This window comes from Rhizorhabdus sp. P4_G6, from assembly GCF_056401045.1.
The window spans coordinates 124,169-137,974 of the sequence record NZ_JBFUKC010000001.1 but is presented as its reverse complement, the minus strand read 5'-3'; the positions used below and the strand labels follow the sequence as shown (position 1 = coordinate 137,974).

Below are 13,806 nucleotides of genomic sequence, written 5' to 3'. Positions count from 1 at the left end.
TCCGCGCAGGACAAGGGGGATGCCTTGAGCCGCACTCTGTTGCTCGCCTTCGGCGCTGCCGCCTATCTCATTTTGTCGAAGCGCTACGCGCTTCCACCGGAAGCGTGATTCAGCCTGAACCGATCAAGGTCTGGGTCAGCGCAGGCGGCCGAGGCGCGGCTCCTTGTCGATTTCGCCCATCTCCATGATCTTGGCGCGCAATTCCGCGCGCTTCTCGTGGATCGAGGCGATGACCGGGCCCATGGCGATGCCGAGATCGACCAGCACCGCTTCCGACAGCTGTAGCGAGGATTCGAGGGTCTCCGGCACCGCATCGGTAGCGCCTGCCCGATATAGCTCGGCCGCGTGGTTCGGGTCTCGCGCACGGGCGACGATGGTCAGGCCGGGATGGTGTTCGCGGGCATAACGGGTGATGCGCACCACCTGGACCGGATCGTCCATCGTCAGGACCAGCGCGGTAGCTTTCGAAAGGTCGAGCAGCTCGATCATCCCCGGCCGGGCGATGTCGCCATACATGATCTCATAGCCGCGCCGCCGCGCGCTGATGACCGCATCGATGTCGGCATCGACGGCAAGATAATTCTGGCCATGGGCATCGAGCATCTGCGCGACGAGCCGGCCCACACGGCCGAAACCGGCGATGATCGCCCGGCCCTGGGCGGTGGCCGGGATCTTGGCGTCGGACTTGTGCTCGCCTTCGTCGAACTTGCGCGCGATATCGTGGCCGACCTTTGCGAGGATAGGCGTGATGGTCAGCCCGATCGCGGTGACCACCTGCCAGAACGCGGCGGTATCCGCGCCGATCAGCCGCGCCTGCGCCGCCGTCCCCAGCACGATCAGCGTGGTTTCCGAGGGTGAGGACATCAGCAGGCCGGTCTCGGCCGAAACCGCGCGCTTCGCGCCCCAGAAGCGCAGCAGCAGCGCCGTCAGAAGTGCCTTGGCTACCACCACGGCGATAACGGCGAGAGCGAGTTCGTGCCAATTTTCCAGGAGCATCGCCGGATCGAGCGACATTCCCACCGTGATCAGGAAGACGCCCAGCGCGAGCCCTTTGAACGGCGCGATCACCAGCTCGACTTCGGCATGATAGTCGGTTTCGGCGATGAGCAGCCCCGCGATCAGCGCGCCGACGATCGGCGATAGCCCGGCTGCGGTCGTTGCGATGCTCGCCAGGATCACGACCAGCAGGCTTGCCGACAGGAACAACTCGGGATTCTTGGCGCGGGCGGCCTGTGCGAACAGCTTGGGGAGCAGATAGCGGCCGCCGATCATCATCGCGCCGATCACCAGCGCACCGAGGCCCAATGTCCGGAGCAGGCCATCCCAGCCGGCATTGTCGCCATAAGGCGCCAGTGCGCCGAGGATGAAGATGATCGGCACCAGCGCCAGATCCTCGAACAGCAGGATCGCGAAGGCGCGTTTGCCGACGGCACCGGTCGTGCCGACCATCGGCAGCACCAGCGCAGTCGACGACAGCGCGAGCGCGAGGCCGAGCCCCAGCGCGCCGCCCGGCCGTTCGCCGAAGAGCAGCAGGCCGCCGCCGATGATCAGTGCCGACAATATGAGCTTCGACGAGCCCAGCCCAAATACCGCGCGCCGCATCCCCCATAATCGGCGGAAGCTCAGCTCCAGTCCGATCGAGAACAGCAGCAGGATGATGCCGAATTCGGCGAAGGGTTCGATCGCATGCGGATCGCTGATCGTGACGAAATACAGCCAGGGGAAATCGGCAATCAGATGGCCAAGCGCGTTCGGCCCGATCAGCGCACCGACCAGGATGAATCCGATAACAGGGGTGATCCGAAACCGGGTAAAAGCCGGAATTACGAGCCCGGCGGTGCCGAGGATGACAAGCGTGTCGCTGAAGGCTGCCGAGGTGAGTGAAAAGGCCATGGCGGGATAGTGGCGGCAACGGCGTATAAATGCCACCCGGCGGGAGGGGATAACTGATCATGACACACAAAGCATTGGTGATCGCCGGCGGAGGACCAGCCGGGATGATGGCGGGGCTGCTGTTCGCACGGGCGGGCATCGAAACGCTGGTGCTGGAGAAGCATGGCGATTTCCTGCGCGACTTTCGCGGCGATACCGTTCACCCGTCGACCGTCGCCCTGTTCGATGAACTCGGTCTCGCCGACGCGTTGCTGGCCCGGCCGCATGATCGGGTGACCGCGATCAAGGCGCGCGTCGGCGGAAGCGAATATGGCGTTGCCGATCTGCGCCACCTGCCGGTGCGTCACAAATTCATGATGATGATGCCGCAGTGGGAGTTTCTCGACTTCGTTCGTGACGAGGCAAGCCGATGGCCCGGTTTCTCGCTGCGCATGGACGCCGAGGTGGCCGGCCTTGTCGAGCAGGCGGGCAGGGTGACCGGCGTTCGCCTGGCCGATGCCACGACCATCGCGGCCGATCTGGTCATTGCCGCCGATGGGCGCGGCTCCGTGCTGCGGGAGGCCGCGCAACTGCCGCGAGAGGATCTCGGCGCTCCGATCGACGTGTTCTGGTTTCGAGTGCCCAAGCCGCGGACACCGGAGAATCGCACGGCCGGCCAGTTTGCGCCGGGCACCGTGATCGCGATGATTGATCGCGGCGATTATTGGCAATGCGCTTTCGTGTTCGCCAAGGGCGGCGCCGAGCGGATCCGCAGCGAAGGTATCGCCGCATTCAAGGCAAGGGTGGCCGGCACTGTGCCGGGGATCGCGAATGGCCTGGAAGCGATCAGCTCATGGGACGATGTGAAGCTGCTGTCGGTATCGCTCAATCGGCTGAAGCGGTGGCACCGTCCCGGCCTGCTGGCGATCGGCGATGCGGCACATGCGATGTCCCCCGTCGGCGGGGTCGGCATCAACCTGGCAATACAGGATGCGGTCGCCGCGGCGAACATTCTGGCGGCGCCGTTGGCGCGGGGCGAGGCTGTCGATCGGCTGCTCGCCAGCGTACAGGACCGTCGCTTCTTTCCGGTGCGGGTCATCCAGGCGATGCAGCGCGCCGTTCATGCCAATGTGCTCGGGCCGACGCTCGGCGCTACCGTGCAGATGGAAGCGCCGTTCGCGCTCAGGATGCTGGATCGCTTTCCGGTGCTGCAGCGTATCCCGGCGCGGATCGTCGGCCTCGGTGTGAGGCGCGAGCATATCCGCTCGCCGGCGGTGGAGGTCTCGCGCGCGGCCTCCAGCGTCATTCCGGCGGAGACCGGAATCCCAGGAGAATAGCATGCGCATTTGCCTCCCGAGATCCCGGCCTCCGCCGCGACGATATCATGATTGCCGTAGCCGGGCTTATGCCCAACTGGCCATTTCCTTTTCGAGGTTGATGCGGATTTCCTCGAAGAACTGCTCGGTGGTCATCCAGGGCTGATCCGGACCGATCAGGATCGCGAGATCCTTGGTCATGCCGCCCTTCTCGACGGTTTCGATGCATATCCGCTCGAGCGTTTCGGCGAACCTGATGACGTCCGGGGTATCGTCGAACTTGCCGCGGAACATCAGGCCCTGGGTCCAGGCGAAGATCGAGGCGATCGGATTGGTCGAGGTCTGCTTGCCCTGCTGGTGCATGCGGTAATGGCGAGTGACGGTGCCGTGCGCCGCCTCGGCCTCGATCGTCTTGCCGTCGGGCGACATCAGCACCGAGGTCATAAGACCAAGCGATCCGAAGCCCTGCGCGACGGTGTCCGACTGGACGTCGCCGTCGTAATTCTTGCAGGCCCACACGAACTTTCCACTCCATTTGAGCGCCGAGGCGACCATGTCGTCGATCAGACGATGCTCATAGACGATGTTGCGTGCCTTGAACTTGGCGGCGAATTCGGCGTCGAAGACTTCCTGAAACAGATCCTTGAAGCGGCCGTCATAGGCCTTGAGGATCGTGTTCTTGGTCGACAGGTAGAGCGGCCATCCGCGGTCGAGCGCATAGTTCATGCTCGCACGGGCGAAATCGCGGATCGAATCATCGAGGTTGTACATGCCCATCGCGACGCCTGCGGACGGGTAATCGAACACTTCATGCTCGATCTTCTCGCCATTTTCGCCTTCCCAGATCATCCGCAGCTTGCCCGGGCCGGGCACGCGGAAGTCGGTGGCGCGATACTGATCGCCGAAGGCGTGGCGGCCGACCACGATCGGATCGGTCCACCCCGGCACCAGCCTGGGCACGTTCTTGATCACGATCGGTTCGCGGAAGACTACGCCGCCGAGGATGTTGCGGATGGTGCCGTTCGGCGACTTCCACATCTTCTTGAGCTTGAACTCTTCGACGCGGGCCTCATCGGGCGTGATCGTCGCGCATTTTACGCCAACGCCATATTGCTGGATCGCCTTGGCGCTATCGATGGTGATCTGGTCACCGGTCTCGTCACGCTTCTCGACCGAGAGGTCATAATATTTGAGGTCGATATCGAGATAAGGGAGGATCAGGCGTTCGCGAATCCACTGCCAGATGATGCGGGTCATCTCGTCGCCGTCGAGTTCGACGATCGGGGTCTTCACCTTGATCTTCGCCATGCTTTTCTGTCTCCGGGGAGGAATATTGCGGCCGTCCCTATGCTACGAAATCGGTGGGATCAACCGTTCGGGCATGGTTTTCTTGACGTTCCGGGAGGCCTTGGCGGAACCCCGCTACGGCGGCAACGATTGTCAGCCCCGCCCCTCGGCCCTAGGAAGGTGCGATGACTTCAATCGATAAGCCCGATATTGGAACCACTTCGGTCAAGTGGCGCTGGCCCAGCGTTCATCCCGAAGGCCGCAAATTCGTCCTCATCTCCGCGGTGATCGCGCTGATCTTCGCGTTGCTCGCCTGGGAGACGCTCGCCTGGCCGATGGCAGGCATCACCGTCTGGGTGGCCGCGTTCTTCCGCGATCCTGTCCGCAGCACGCCGACTGGCGAGGGGCTGGTGATCGCGCCGGCCGATGGCCTCGTTACGATGATCACCACCGTCCCGCCGCCGCGCGAGATGGCCGGCGAGGACGGGCTTGGCGATGCGCCGATGACCCGCGTCTCGATCTTCATGTCGGTGTTCGACGTCCATATCAATCGCACGCCGATCCCCGGCACGATCCGCAAGGTGGCCTATATCGCCGGGAGCTTCCTCAACGCCGATCTTGACAAGGCGAGCGAGGAGAATGAGCGCCAGCATATATTGGTCGAGGGCGCTGACGGCACCCGGATCGGCTTCACCCAGATCGCCGGGCTGGTGGCGCGGCGCATCGTACCGTTCGTCAAGGCCGGCGATATCGTCGGGCTTGGCCAGCGCGTCGGCCTGATCCGCTTCGGCAGCCGGGTGGACGTCTATCTGCCTGCTGGAACCGGGCATCGCGTCGCGCTGGGCCAGCGTACCATCGCCGGCGAAACCGTCATCGCCAGGATCGGCGAGCCCGAGCGGACTGTCGGCGCGGCGCAATGACAAGGGCGTCACGGGCGAAGGGGCGGAACTGATGCGCGGTCGTCGCCAGAATATAAGGCGGGGCATACCCGCGCGGGCGGTGGCGCCCAACGCCGTGACGGCGCTGGCGCTGTGCTCGGGCCTCACCGGGGTGCGCTTCGCCCTTGCCGGGGACTGGGAACGCGCGCTGTTCGCCATCCTGATCGCCGGCATATTGGATGGGCTCGACGGTCGCATTGCCCGCCTGCTCAAGGGTGAAAGCCGCTTCGGCGCGGAGCTCGACTCGCTCTCGGACGTCATTGCGTTCGGGGTGTCGCCCGCGATCATCATGTTCCTGTGGTCGCTCAACGCGATTCCGCGCTTCGGCTGGATCTTCGCGTTGGGCTATGCGGTGTGCGCGGCGCTCAGGCTTGCGCGCTTCAACGCTTCGATCGACAGCGCCGAACATCCGCGCAAGGCAGCGGGCTTCCTGACCGGCGTTCCGGCGCCCACCGGTGCCGGCATGATGCTGGTGCCGGTGGCGATGTGGCTGTGGAGCGGGCTCGACGTCTTCCGCGATCCCTATTTCATCTGCGGCTGGTCATCGCTCATCGGCTTCCTGATGATCTCGGACCTGGCGACCTATAGCTGGTCGTCGCTCCACATCTCACGCGCCTGGCGCTTGCCGGCGCTGTTGCTGGTCGCAATGGCCGGAGCGGCCCTGTTCACGGCGCCCTGGCATACCCTCAGTTTCCTGATGCTGTTCTACCTGAGCACCATACCATTTAGCGTGATCGCCTATAGCCGCATCAGGCGGCAGCGCGGAGCGCCTTTGGACCAGCCGGCGCCGCCTGGGATATGACGCGCACGCGTCGCTCGCCGGTGGAGCGCAGCGGCGGTACAGGCGCCGGGGCGATGCCGAGGGCACGAAGAATATGGGCCATCTCCGCCTGGACGGTGGCGACGATCGCCGCGATCGAAACCAGCAGGACCGTGCTGAACAACGCGAAGGAAAGAAGCTGAAGCATCATGTTCGTCCTTTGTCGTCCGTTTCCTTCGAACCGGGGGATAGCCGAAAGCGCCTGAAACGGTGTGCCGTTCCACATGTTCATGATTTGTTCTATCGTGTCAAGCCTTGATTTTGCGTGTCGGCTCGCATAAAGGCGCGGGCATTCCACATGTGGGGCACATAATCCGGTGCCGGGTTTCCCGGTTACCGCTCCACAGAGGTTCAACCGGGTAAGGAGAAAATCCTATGGCGGCTCCCACCGTCTCCATGCAGGCATTGCTCGATGCCGGCGCACATTTCGGTCACCAGACTCACCGCTGGAATCCGAAGATGAAGCCGTATCTCTTCGGAGACCGCAACGGTGTTCACATCATCGATCTCTCGCAGACCGTGCCGCTGTTCGCACGCGCGCTCGAATTCGTCGCCCAGACCGTCCAGAATGGCGGCAAGGTTTTGTTCGTCGGCACCAAGCGCCAGGCGCAGGAGCCGATCGCAGAAGCAGCGCGCCGTTCGGGCCAGCATTATGTCAACCATCGCTGGCTTGGCGGCATGCTCACCAACTGGAAGACCATCTCGATGTCGATCAAGCGCTTCAAGGCGCTCGAGGAGCAGCTGTCGGGCGACACCCATGGCCTGACCAAGAAGGAAGTCCTCCAGCTCACCCGTGAGCGCGACAAGTTCGAGCTTTCGCTTGGCGGCATCCGCGACATGGGCGGCATTCCGGACGTAATGTTCGTGATCGACGCCAACAAGGAAGAGCTGGCGATCAAGGAAGCGAACACGCTCGGCATCCCGGTCGTCGCGATCCTGGATTCGAACGTCAGCCCGGACGGCATCGCCTTCCCGGTGCCGGCCAATGACGACGCCGCTCGCGCGATTCGCCTTTACTGCGAGTCGATTGCCGAAGCGGCGACCCGTGGCGGCAACGACGCGCGCCAGTCGCGCGGCGAAGACTTCGGCGCTGCTGCCGAGCCACCCGTCGAGCAGGCTCTGGCGAACTGATCCGGCACGGCCTGCTGGGCTGCTGTCATGAACATGTCTCGGCTCAAGCCGAGAACGCGCGGGGGTAGGGGTGGCAACGCTCCTTCCCCCGTCCCGTAAGCAAGAAGGAAGAGAATATGGCGGAGATCACCGCTGCTGCCGTGAAGGACCTGCGCGAGAAGTCGGGTGCCGGCATGATGGACTGCAAGAAGGCGCTGACCGAGAACAACGGCGACATGGACGCCGCGATCGACTGGCTCCGCACCAAGGGCCTTGCCACCGCTGCGAAGAAGTCGAGCCGTACTGCGGCCGAGGGTCTGGTCGGCGTGGCCGTCGAAGGTACCCGCGGCGCTGCCGTAGAGGTCAATTCGGAAACCGATTTCGTCGCCAAGAACGAGCAGTTCCAGGATTTCGTCCGCACCGTTTCGAAGCTTGCGCTTGCCACCGGTGAGGATGTCGCGGCGCTCGGCGCAGCGGGCTATCCCGGCGGCGGCAGCGTCAGCGAGAAGCTGACCTCGAACATCGCCACCATCGGCGAGAACCAGACGCTGCGCCGCGCGAAGATCGTCGAAGTGTCGAAGGGCGCGATCGTGTCCTACATGCACAACGCGGTATCGCCGGGCCTCGGCAAGATCGGCGTGCTCGTCGCGCTCGAGGGCGATGCCCCGGTCGACGCCATGGAAGCCCTGGGCAAGCAGATCGCGATGCACATCGCCGCCGCTTTCCCGCATGCGCTGACCGAGGACGGACTGGACCCGGCCGTGATCGAGCGTGAGCGCGCGATCGCTGCCGAGAAGGCCGCCGAATCGGGCAAGCCGGCCGAGATCGTGGAAAAGATGGTCCAGGGCGCGGTCGCCAAGTTCCGCAAGGAAAATGCGCTGCTCAGCCAGGTCTTCGTGATCGACAACAAGACCCCGATCGCACAGGTCGTGGCCAATGCGGCGAAAGCCGCCGGCGGCTCGATCACGCTCAAGGATTATGTCCGCTTCCAGCTCGGTGAAGGCATCGAGAAGGAAACCAGCGACTTCGCCGCGGAAGTCGCCGCAGCGGCCAAGGGCTGACCCTCTCCAGCGAGGCCCGCCTTCCTGCTTTTCAAGCCGGAGGGCGGGCCTTTTTGTCTTGGATGAGCCGCTTTCCGAGTCGGCGGATGTCATCCTCCGCCTTGAAAGCGCGCTGGCGCTTGGCAGGCTTGTAAGCTGCCCCTAAGGTGCCCATCGCTTCCTGTAACGCATGAGATCCCAATCTATGGACCGACCACGCTTCAACCGTATCCTGCTGAAGCTGTCGGGCGAGGTGTTGATGGGGCAGGGGAACTTCGGCATCGATCCCGATACCGTCGCCCGCGTCGCCAGAGAGATCGCCGATGTCGCCGCGAATTACGAACTCTGTCTCGTCGTCGGCGGCGGCAATATCTTTCGCGGGCTGGCGGCTGCCGCAAAGGGTTTCGACCGGACCAGCGCCGATTATATGGGCATGCTCGCCACGGTGATGAACGCGCTGGCGGTGCAGAATGCGCTCGAGCAGATCGGCGTCGATACCCGGGTCCAGTCGGCGATACCGATGAGCACGGTGTGTGAACCGTTCATCCGCCGCCGCGCCGAACGGCACCTCCAGAAGGGCCGGATCGTCATATTCGCCGCCGGCACCGGCAATCCCTATTTCACCACCGACAGCGCCGCAGCGCTGCGCGCCGCCGAAATGGGCTGCGATGCCCTGATCAAGGGCACTTCGGTCGATGGCGTCTATGACGCCGATCCGAAGAAGGTCGCGACCGCCAAGCGGTACGACACGGTGACCTTCGATCGCGTCCTTGCCGACAATCTGAAAGTGATGGATGCAAGCGCCGTCGCGCTGTGCCGCGACAACAACATTCCGATCGTGGTATTCAACATCCGCGAGCAGGGCAATCTGGCCAAGGTGCTTGCTGGTTCGGGCACTGCCACGATCGTCCAGAACCAGGAGAGGTAAACATGCCCGCATACGACAAGGCCGATCTCGAACGCCGCATGCACGGAGCCGTGGAATCGCTGAAGAGCGATCTGGTCGGCCTGCGCACCGGCCGGGCTTCGGTGAACCTGCTCGATCCGGTGACGGTCGAGATATATGGCAGCCATATGCCGCTCAACCAGGCCGCCACGGTCACCGCCCCGGAACCGCGCATGCTGTCGGTGCAGGTGTGGGACAAGTCCAATGTCGGGCCCGTCGACAAGGCGATCCGTTCGGCGGGGCTCGGACTCAACCCGATCATGGACGGCCAGACGCTGCGCATCCCGATCCCTGACCTTACCGAGGAGCGCCGCAAGGAGCTGGCCAAGCTCGCCAGCCAATATGCCGAAAAAGCCCGCGTCGCTGCCCGCAACGTCCGCCGCGACGGCATGGACAGCCTCAAGGTCGACGAGAAGAAGGGCGTCATCAGCGAGGACGACCGCAAGCGCCGTGAGGTCGAGGTGCAGAAGCTGACCGATAGTACCATCGCAGAGATCGACGCCGCAGCGGGCGCCAAGGAAAAGGAAATCCTCGGCAAGTGAAAGGCCTCTCGGCCAGCCCTGTCGCCAATGCGGTCGCCGCCACGAGCAGCGGGCCGCGCCATGTCGCGATCATCATGGATGGCAATGGGCGTTGGGCGAAGCGCCGCTTCCTGCCCCGCGTGGCAGGCCATAGGGCAGGCGCGGAGGCTGTCCGCACGACCGTGAAGGCTGCGGCCGATCTCGGGCTGCAGGCGCTCACCCTTTACGCTTTCTCGTCGGAGAACTGGCGGCGCTCGACCGAGGAAGTGTCGGACCTGATGGGGCTGCTGCGCCATTATCTCCGCAAGGAGGTCGACGAACTCGATCGCAATGGCATCCGCCTGCGCACTATCGGCGATATCAACGGGCTCGAGGGCGACCTGATCGATCTGGTTCGCGAGGGCGTCGAACGCACCAAGGACAATCGCCGGCTCGATTTCGTGTTGGCGCTCAACTACGGCGCCCAGGACGAGATGGTTCGCGCCATGCGCGAGATCGCCATGGAGGTCGGCGCCGGAAGGCTTTGCCCGGGCGACATCGATGCCGCCGCGATCGAGGCGCGCCTCGACACCAGCGATCTTCCGCCGCTCGATCTGCTGATCCGGACCTCGGGCGAGCGGCGGCTCTCCAATTTCCTGCTGTGGCAGGCCGCCTACGCCGAATTGCTGTTCGTCGACACGCTCTGGCCCGACTTCGATGGCAAGGCACTTGCCGCCGCCATCGCCGATTTCGGCACGCGCGAGCGCCGCTTCGGCGGACGATAAGCTGCCATGGCACAGGCTGCGGCCTCCGAACTGAAGCTCCGCGTCCTGTCGGGCATGGTGATGATCACCATCGCGCTGGCAGCGCTCTGGCTGGGCGGCGTCGCTTTTTGGGGGCTCGCCTCGCTGTTCGCGGTCCTCATGATGATCGAATGGGCCGCAATGGCCAAGGCGGCCCGGTGGCAGACCGTTCTTGGGGCGGCGCTCGCAGCTGCCATCATGGGCGTGGCGCTGGCTTTCACCAATGCGACGCAGCTCGCCGCCTATGAGGATCGCATCATTGCGCAGACGCTGGATCTTGTCGGGCTCGGCGCGATCCTGCTCGCGGTCATCACCTTCCGGGCACGGCTCGGCGCAGGATTGCTCTATGCCGTAATCCCGGCGATTGCTCTGGTTTTCCTGCGCGAGCAGCCTGGGCAGGGGCTGATGCTCGCGCTGTGGACGCTGGTGATCGTCTGGGCGACCGACATCGGCGCCTATTTCGCAGGACGGGCGATCGGCGGCCCGAAGCTTGCGCCTGCGCTGAGCCCGAACAAGACCTGGGCCGGGCTGGTCGGCGGCATGGCCGCCGCGCTGCTCGCCGGGGCGGGCACCGCCTCGGCCGGAAATCTTCCGCTGTTCTGCTGGATCGCCGGCGCTCCGCTGGCCATCGCCGCCCAGATGGGCGATCTGTTCGAAAGCTGGCTCAAGCGTCGCTCGGGCGTCAAGGACAGCGGCAAGCTGCTGCCCGGCCATGGCGGCGTGCTCGACCGCCTCGATGGCGTGGTGCCGGTCGCCGTGCTGGTGGCTGCGGGCGTCGCGGCGGGCCTGTTATGACGGTTCGCAGCGTCTCGATCCTCGGCGCGACAGGCTCGATCGGCACCTCGACGCTCGACCTGATCGAACGTGAGCCCGAGCGCTTCGCGGTAGCGGCGCTGACGGCCCAACGTGACGTTGCTGGCCTGGCCGATGCCGCGCGGCGCACGAATGCCGGACTGGCCGTGATCGGCGATACGTCGCTGTACCCGGCGCTGAAGGAGGCTCTTTCGGGCACCGCGACGCGCGTCGCGGCCGGGGAGCAGGCAATTATCGACGCGGCGTCGCTCGGCGCAGACTGGACGATGGCGGCGATCGTCGGGATCGCCGGCCTGAGATCGGCGATGGCGGCGCTCAGCGCGGGTGGGACGGTAGCGCTCGCCAATAAGGAATCGCTCGTCTCTGCCGGCGCGCTGATGACCAAAGCCGCGCAGGTCCATGGCGCAACGCTGCTTCCGGTGGATTCTGAGCATAATGCCGTATTCCAATGCTTCGACCATGCCGCACCAGGCAGCATCCGGAAGGTAACGCTCACTGCCAGCGGCGGCCCGTTTCGCGACTGGAGCATCGAGGCGATGCGCGCCGCGACGCCGGCCCAGGCGGTAAAACATCCCAACTGGTCGATGGGCGCGAAGATTTCGGTCGATAGCGCGACGCTGATGAACAAGGGGCTCGAACTCATCGAGGCCTATCAGCTGTTCCCGTTGCCGGCGGACGGCTTCGACGCGATCATACATCCGCAGTCGGTGGTTCATGCCCTGGTCGACTATATCGACGGCTCGGTGCTGGCCCAGCTCGGTACGCCCGACATGCGCACGCCGATCGCGCATAGCCTCGCCTGGCCGCAACGGATGGCGACGCCGTGCAAGCCGCTCGACCTGGCCATGGTCGGGCGGCTCGATTTCAGCGCGCCCGATCTCGATCGCTTCCCCGCGCTTGCCCTCGCGCGCGAGGTGCTTGCCGCCGGCGGCGCGCGTCCCGCAATCCTGAATGCGGCCAACGAGGTTGCGGTCGCAGCATTTCTGGAAGGGCGGATCGGCTTTCTCGATATTGCGTTAATCGTGCGCAAAGCCTTGGAGCGCTACGATCCGCCGATGCCCGTATCGCTCGACGATGTTTTTGCGATCGATGCCGGTGCCCGCGCCACCGCGCGGGCCGCGATGGAGATTATCACAGCGTGACAGATAACCCAGGCATCCTGTTCACTGTACTCGCTTTTCTGCTGGTCATAGGCCCGCTGATCTTCGTCCACGAACTCGGCCATTATCTCGCCGGACGCCTCTGCGGGGTGAAGGCCGACGCCTTCTCGATCGGTTTCGGCCGGGAGATCGCCGGTTATACTGATTCGCGCGGCACCCGCTGGAAACTCGGCTGGATGCCGATGGGCGGCTATGTGAAATTTGCCGGCGACATGAATCCGGCGAGCCAGCCGACAGCCGAGTGGCTTGCGCTACCGCCCGAGGAGCGGGCGCAGACTTTTCAGGCCAAGTCGGTCTGGCAGCGCTTCTTCATCGTCTTTGCCGGCCCGCTGACGAATTTCCTCGTGGCGATCGGCATCTTCATGGCGTTTTTCGCGGTCTATGGCGTGCCGAGGACGCCATCCGTGATCTCCGCGGTCATGGCCAACTCACCGGCTGCCAAGGCGGGATTGCAGCCAGGCGACCGCGTGGTATCGATCGCTGGCCGCCCGGTTCACACCTTCGACGAACTCGCCGAAATGATCCGGTTCCGCCCGGACGAACGCTTGCGGCTGCGGATCGCGCGCGATCACGAGCGGCGGACGGTCTATGTCACCACCGCGGCTACCATCGAGCGGGACCGGTTCGGGAACGAGTTCCGCAAGGGCTCGATCGGCGTGATGTCGGGGCAGCAGGTGATCGAGCCCGTCCCGTTGATGCAACTGCCTGTCGAGGCGACCCGCCAGACTTTCGGCATCGTCCGGACCATGGTCGACACGCTCGGCCAGATCGTGACCGGGCGGCGTTCGGTCAAGGAACTGGGCGGTCCGATCAAGATCGCGCAGGTTTCGGGCCAGCAGGCGTCGCTCGGCCTGCTCAACTTCGTCATGCTGATGGCGCTCATTTCGATTAATCTGGGATTCATCAACCTGTTGCCAATCCCCATGCTCGATGGAGGACATCTGGTCTTCTACCTTTTCGAGGGGATTGCGCGTCGGCCGGTGCCGGAGCGGGCGATGGAATGGGCGTTCCGATCGGGATTGGCGGTGCTTCTGTCCTTCATGATCTTCGTAACGCTTAATGATATTCTGTCGCTGGGTGCCCTCAAGAGGCTTGCCGGGTTGATCGGCTGAGCTTGTTGGGGCAGTGCAGGCGCACGCTCCCTGACGAGCGGACGGATTCTATGAAGCGGGGAACGCGTGACGGCGACGGCGAACATCAA

The 13,806-nt window shown here is 64.5% G+C and carries 14 protein-coding genes; 11 read left to right on the top strand and 3 right to left on the bottom strand.

Annotated features, from left to right (window positions below; genetic code table 11):
• Nucleotides 1-135 precede the first annotated feature (135 nt).
• Complete coding sequence (locus AC1DPF_RS00645; protein WP_477866440.1) at nt 136-1,893, bottom strand: cation:proton antiporter domain-containing protein; 1,758 nt, start codon at nt 1,891-1,893, stop codon at nt 136-138.
• 59 nt (nt 1,894-1,952) lie between these two features.
• On the opposite strand from AC1DPF_RS00645, the gene AC1DPF_RS00640 reads away from it, so the two are divergent.
• Entirely contained in the window at nt 1,953-3,209 is a 1,257-nt protein-coding gene (locus tag AC1DPF_RS00640) for an FAD-dependent oxidoreductase (protein WP_477959195.1), read from the top strand.
• A 66-nt stretch (nt 3,210-3,275) separates the two neighbouring features.
• Here the strand turns inward: AC1DPF_RS00640 and AC1DPF_RS00635 are convergent, their stop codons facing one another.
• Nucleotides 3,276-4,496: an NADP-dependent isocitrate dehydrogenase gene (locus tag AC1DPF_RS00635; protein WP_477959193.1), complete on the bottom strand. Its 1,221-nt coding sequence runs from the start codon at nt 4,494-4,496 to the stop codon at nt 3,276-3,278.
• Between the two features lie 164 nt (nt 4,497-4,660).
• Here AC1DPF_RS00635 and AC1DPF_RS00630 point away from each other — a divergent pair, with 164 nt between their 5' ends.
• The gene (locus AC1DPF_RS00630; RefSeq protein ID WP_477959191.1) at nt 4,661-5,395 is read left to right on the top strand and encodes a phosphatidylserine decarboxylase; all 735 of its coding nucleotides are present in this window, start codon (nt 4,661-4,663) and stop codon (nt 5,393-5,395) included.
• A gap of 31 nt (nt 5,396-5,426) precedes the next feature.
• Entirely contained in the window at nt 5,427-6,215 is a 789-nt protein-coding gene (locus tag AC1DPF_RS00625) for a CDP-alcohol phosphatidyltransferase family protein (RefSeq protein ID WP_477866448.1), read from the top strand.
• On the opposite strand, the gene AC1DPF_RS00620 is transcribed toward AC1DPF_RS00625, so the two are convergent.
• Nucleotides 6,163-6,384 carry a hypothetical protein gene (locus AC1DPF_RS00620; protein WP_477959189.1) on the bottom strand — a complete coding sequence of 74 codons (222 nt, stop codon included), beginning with the start codon at nt 6,382-6,384 and terminating at the stop codon, nt 6,163-6,165. The two genes, AC1DPF_RS00625 and AC1DPF_RS00620, sit on opposite strands and share 53 nt — an antisense overlap.
• Nucleotides 6,385-6,608: 224 nt before the next feature.
• Here AC1DPF_RS00620 and rpsB point away from each other — a divergent pair, with 224 nt between their 5' ends.
• The 8 genes from rpsB to rseP all read left to right on the top strand — a co-directional run bounded on the left by rpsB (nt 6,609) and on the right by rseP (nt 13,717).
• The gene (gene rpsB, locus AC1DPF_RS00615) at nt 6,609-7,364 is read left to right on the top strand and encodes a 30S ribosomal protein S2 (protein WP_340315899.1); all 756 of its coding nucleotides are present in this window, start codon (nt 6,609-6,611) and stop codon (nt 7,362-7,364) included.
• 116 nt (nt 7,365-7,480) lie between these two features.
• Nucleotides 7,481-8,404, top strand: a complete 924-nt coding sequence (tsf, locus tag AC1DPF_RS00610; RefSeq protein WP_477959187.1) for a translation elongation factor Ts — start codon at nt 7,481-7,483, stop codon at nt 8,402-8,404.
• 184 nt (nt 8,405-8,588) lie between these two features.
• Complete coding sequence (gene pyrH, locus AC1DPF_RS00605; RefSeq protein WP_477866454.1) at nt 8,589-9,311, top strand: UMP kinase; 723 nt, start codon at nt 8,589-8,591, stop codon at nt 9,309-9,311.
• 2 nt (nt 9,312-9,313) lie between these two features.
• Complete coding sequence (frr, locus tag AC1DPF_RS00600; RefSeq protein ID WP_477866456.1) at nt 9,314-9,871, top strand: ribosome recycling factor; 558 nt, start codon at nt 9,314-9,316, stop codon at nt 9,869-9,871.
• The gene (locus AC1DPF_RS00595) at nt 9,868-10,614 is read left to right on the top strand and encodes an isoprenyl transferase (protein WP_477866458.1); all 747 of its coding nucleotides are present in this window, start codon (nt 9,868-9,870) and stop codon (nt 10,612-10,614) included. The genes frr and AC1DPF_RS00595 overlap by 4 nt, the downstream gene beginning before the upstream one ends.
• Nucleotides 10,615-10,620: 6 nt before the next feature.
• Nucleotides 10,621-11,427: a phosphatidate cytidylyltransferase gene (locus AC1DPF_RS00590; RefSeq protein ID WP_477959185.1), complete on the top strand. Its 807-nt coding sequence runs from the start codon at nt 10,621-10,623 to the stop codon at nt 11,425-11,427.
• Complete coding sequence (locus AC1DPF_RS00585) at nt 11,424-12,587, top strand: 1-deoxy-D-xylulose-5-phosphate reductoisomerase (RefSeq protein WP_477959183.1); 1,164 nt, start codon at nt 11,424-11,426, stop codon at nt 12,585-12,587. Before AC1DPF_RS00590 ends, AC1DPF_RS00585 begins: the two co-directional genes overlap by 4 nt.
• Nucleotides 12,584-13,717 carry an RIP metalloprotease RseP gene (gene rseP / locus AC1DPF_RS00580; protein WP_477959181.1) on the top strand — a complete coding sequence of 378 codons (1,134 nt, stop codon included), beginning with the start codon at nt 12,584-12,586 and terminating at the stop codon, nt 13,715-13,717. The genes AC1DPF_RS00585 and rseP overlap by 4 nt, the downstream gene beginning before the upstream one ends.
• The last annotated feature ends 89 nt before the right edge of the window (nt 13,718-13,806 follow it).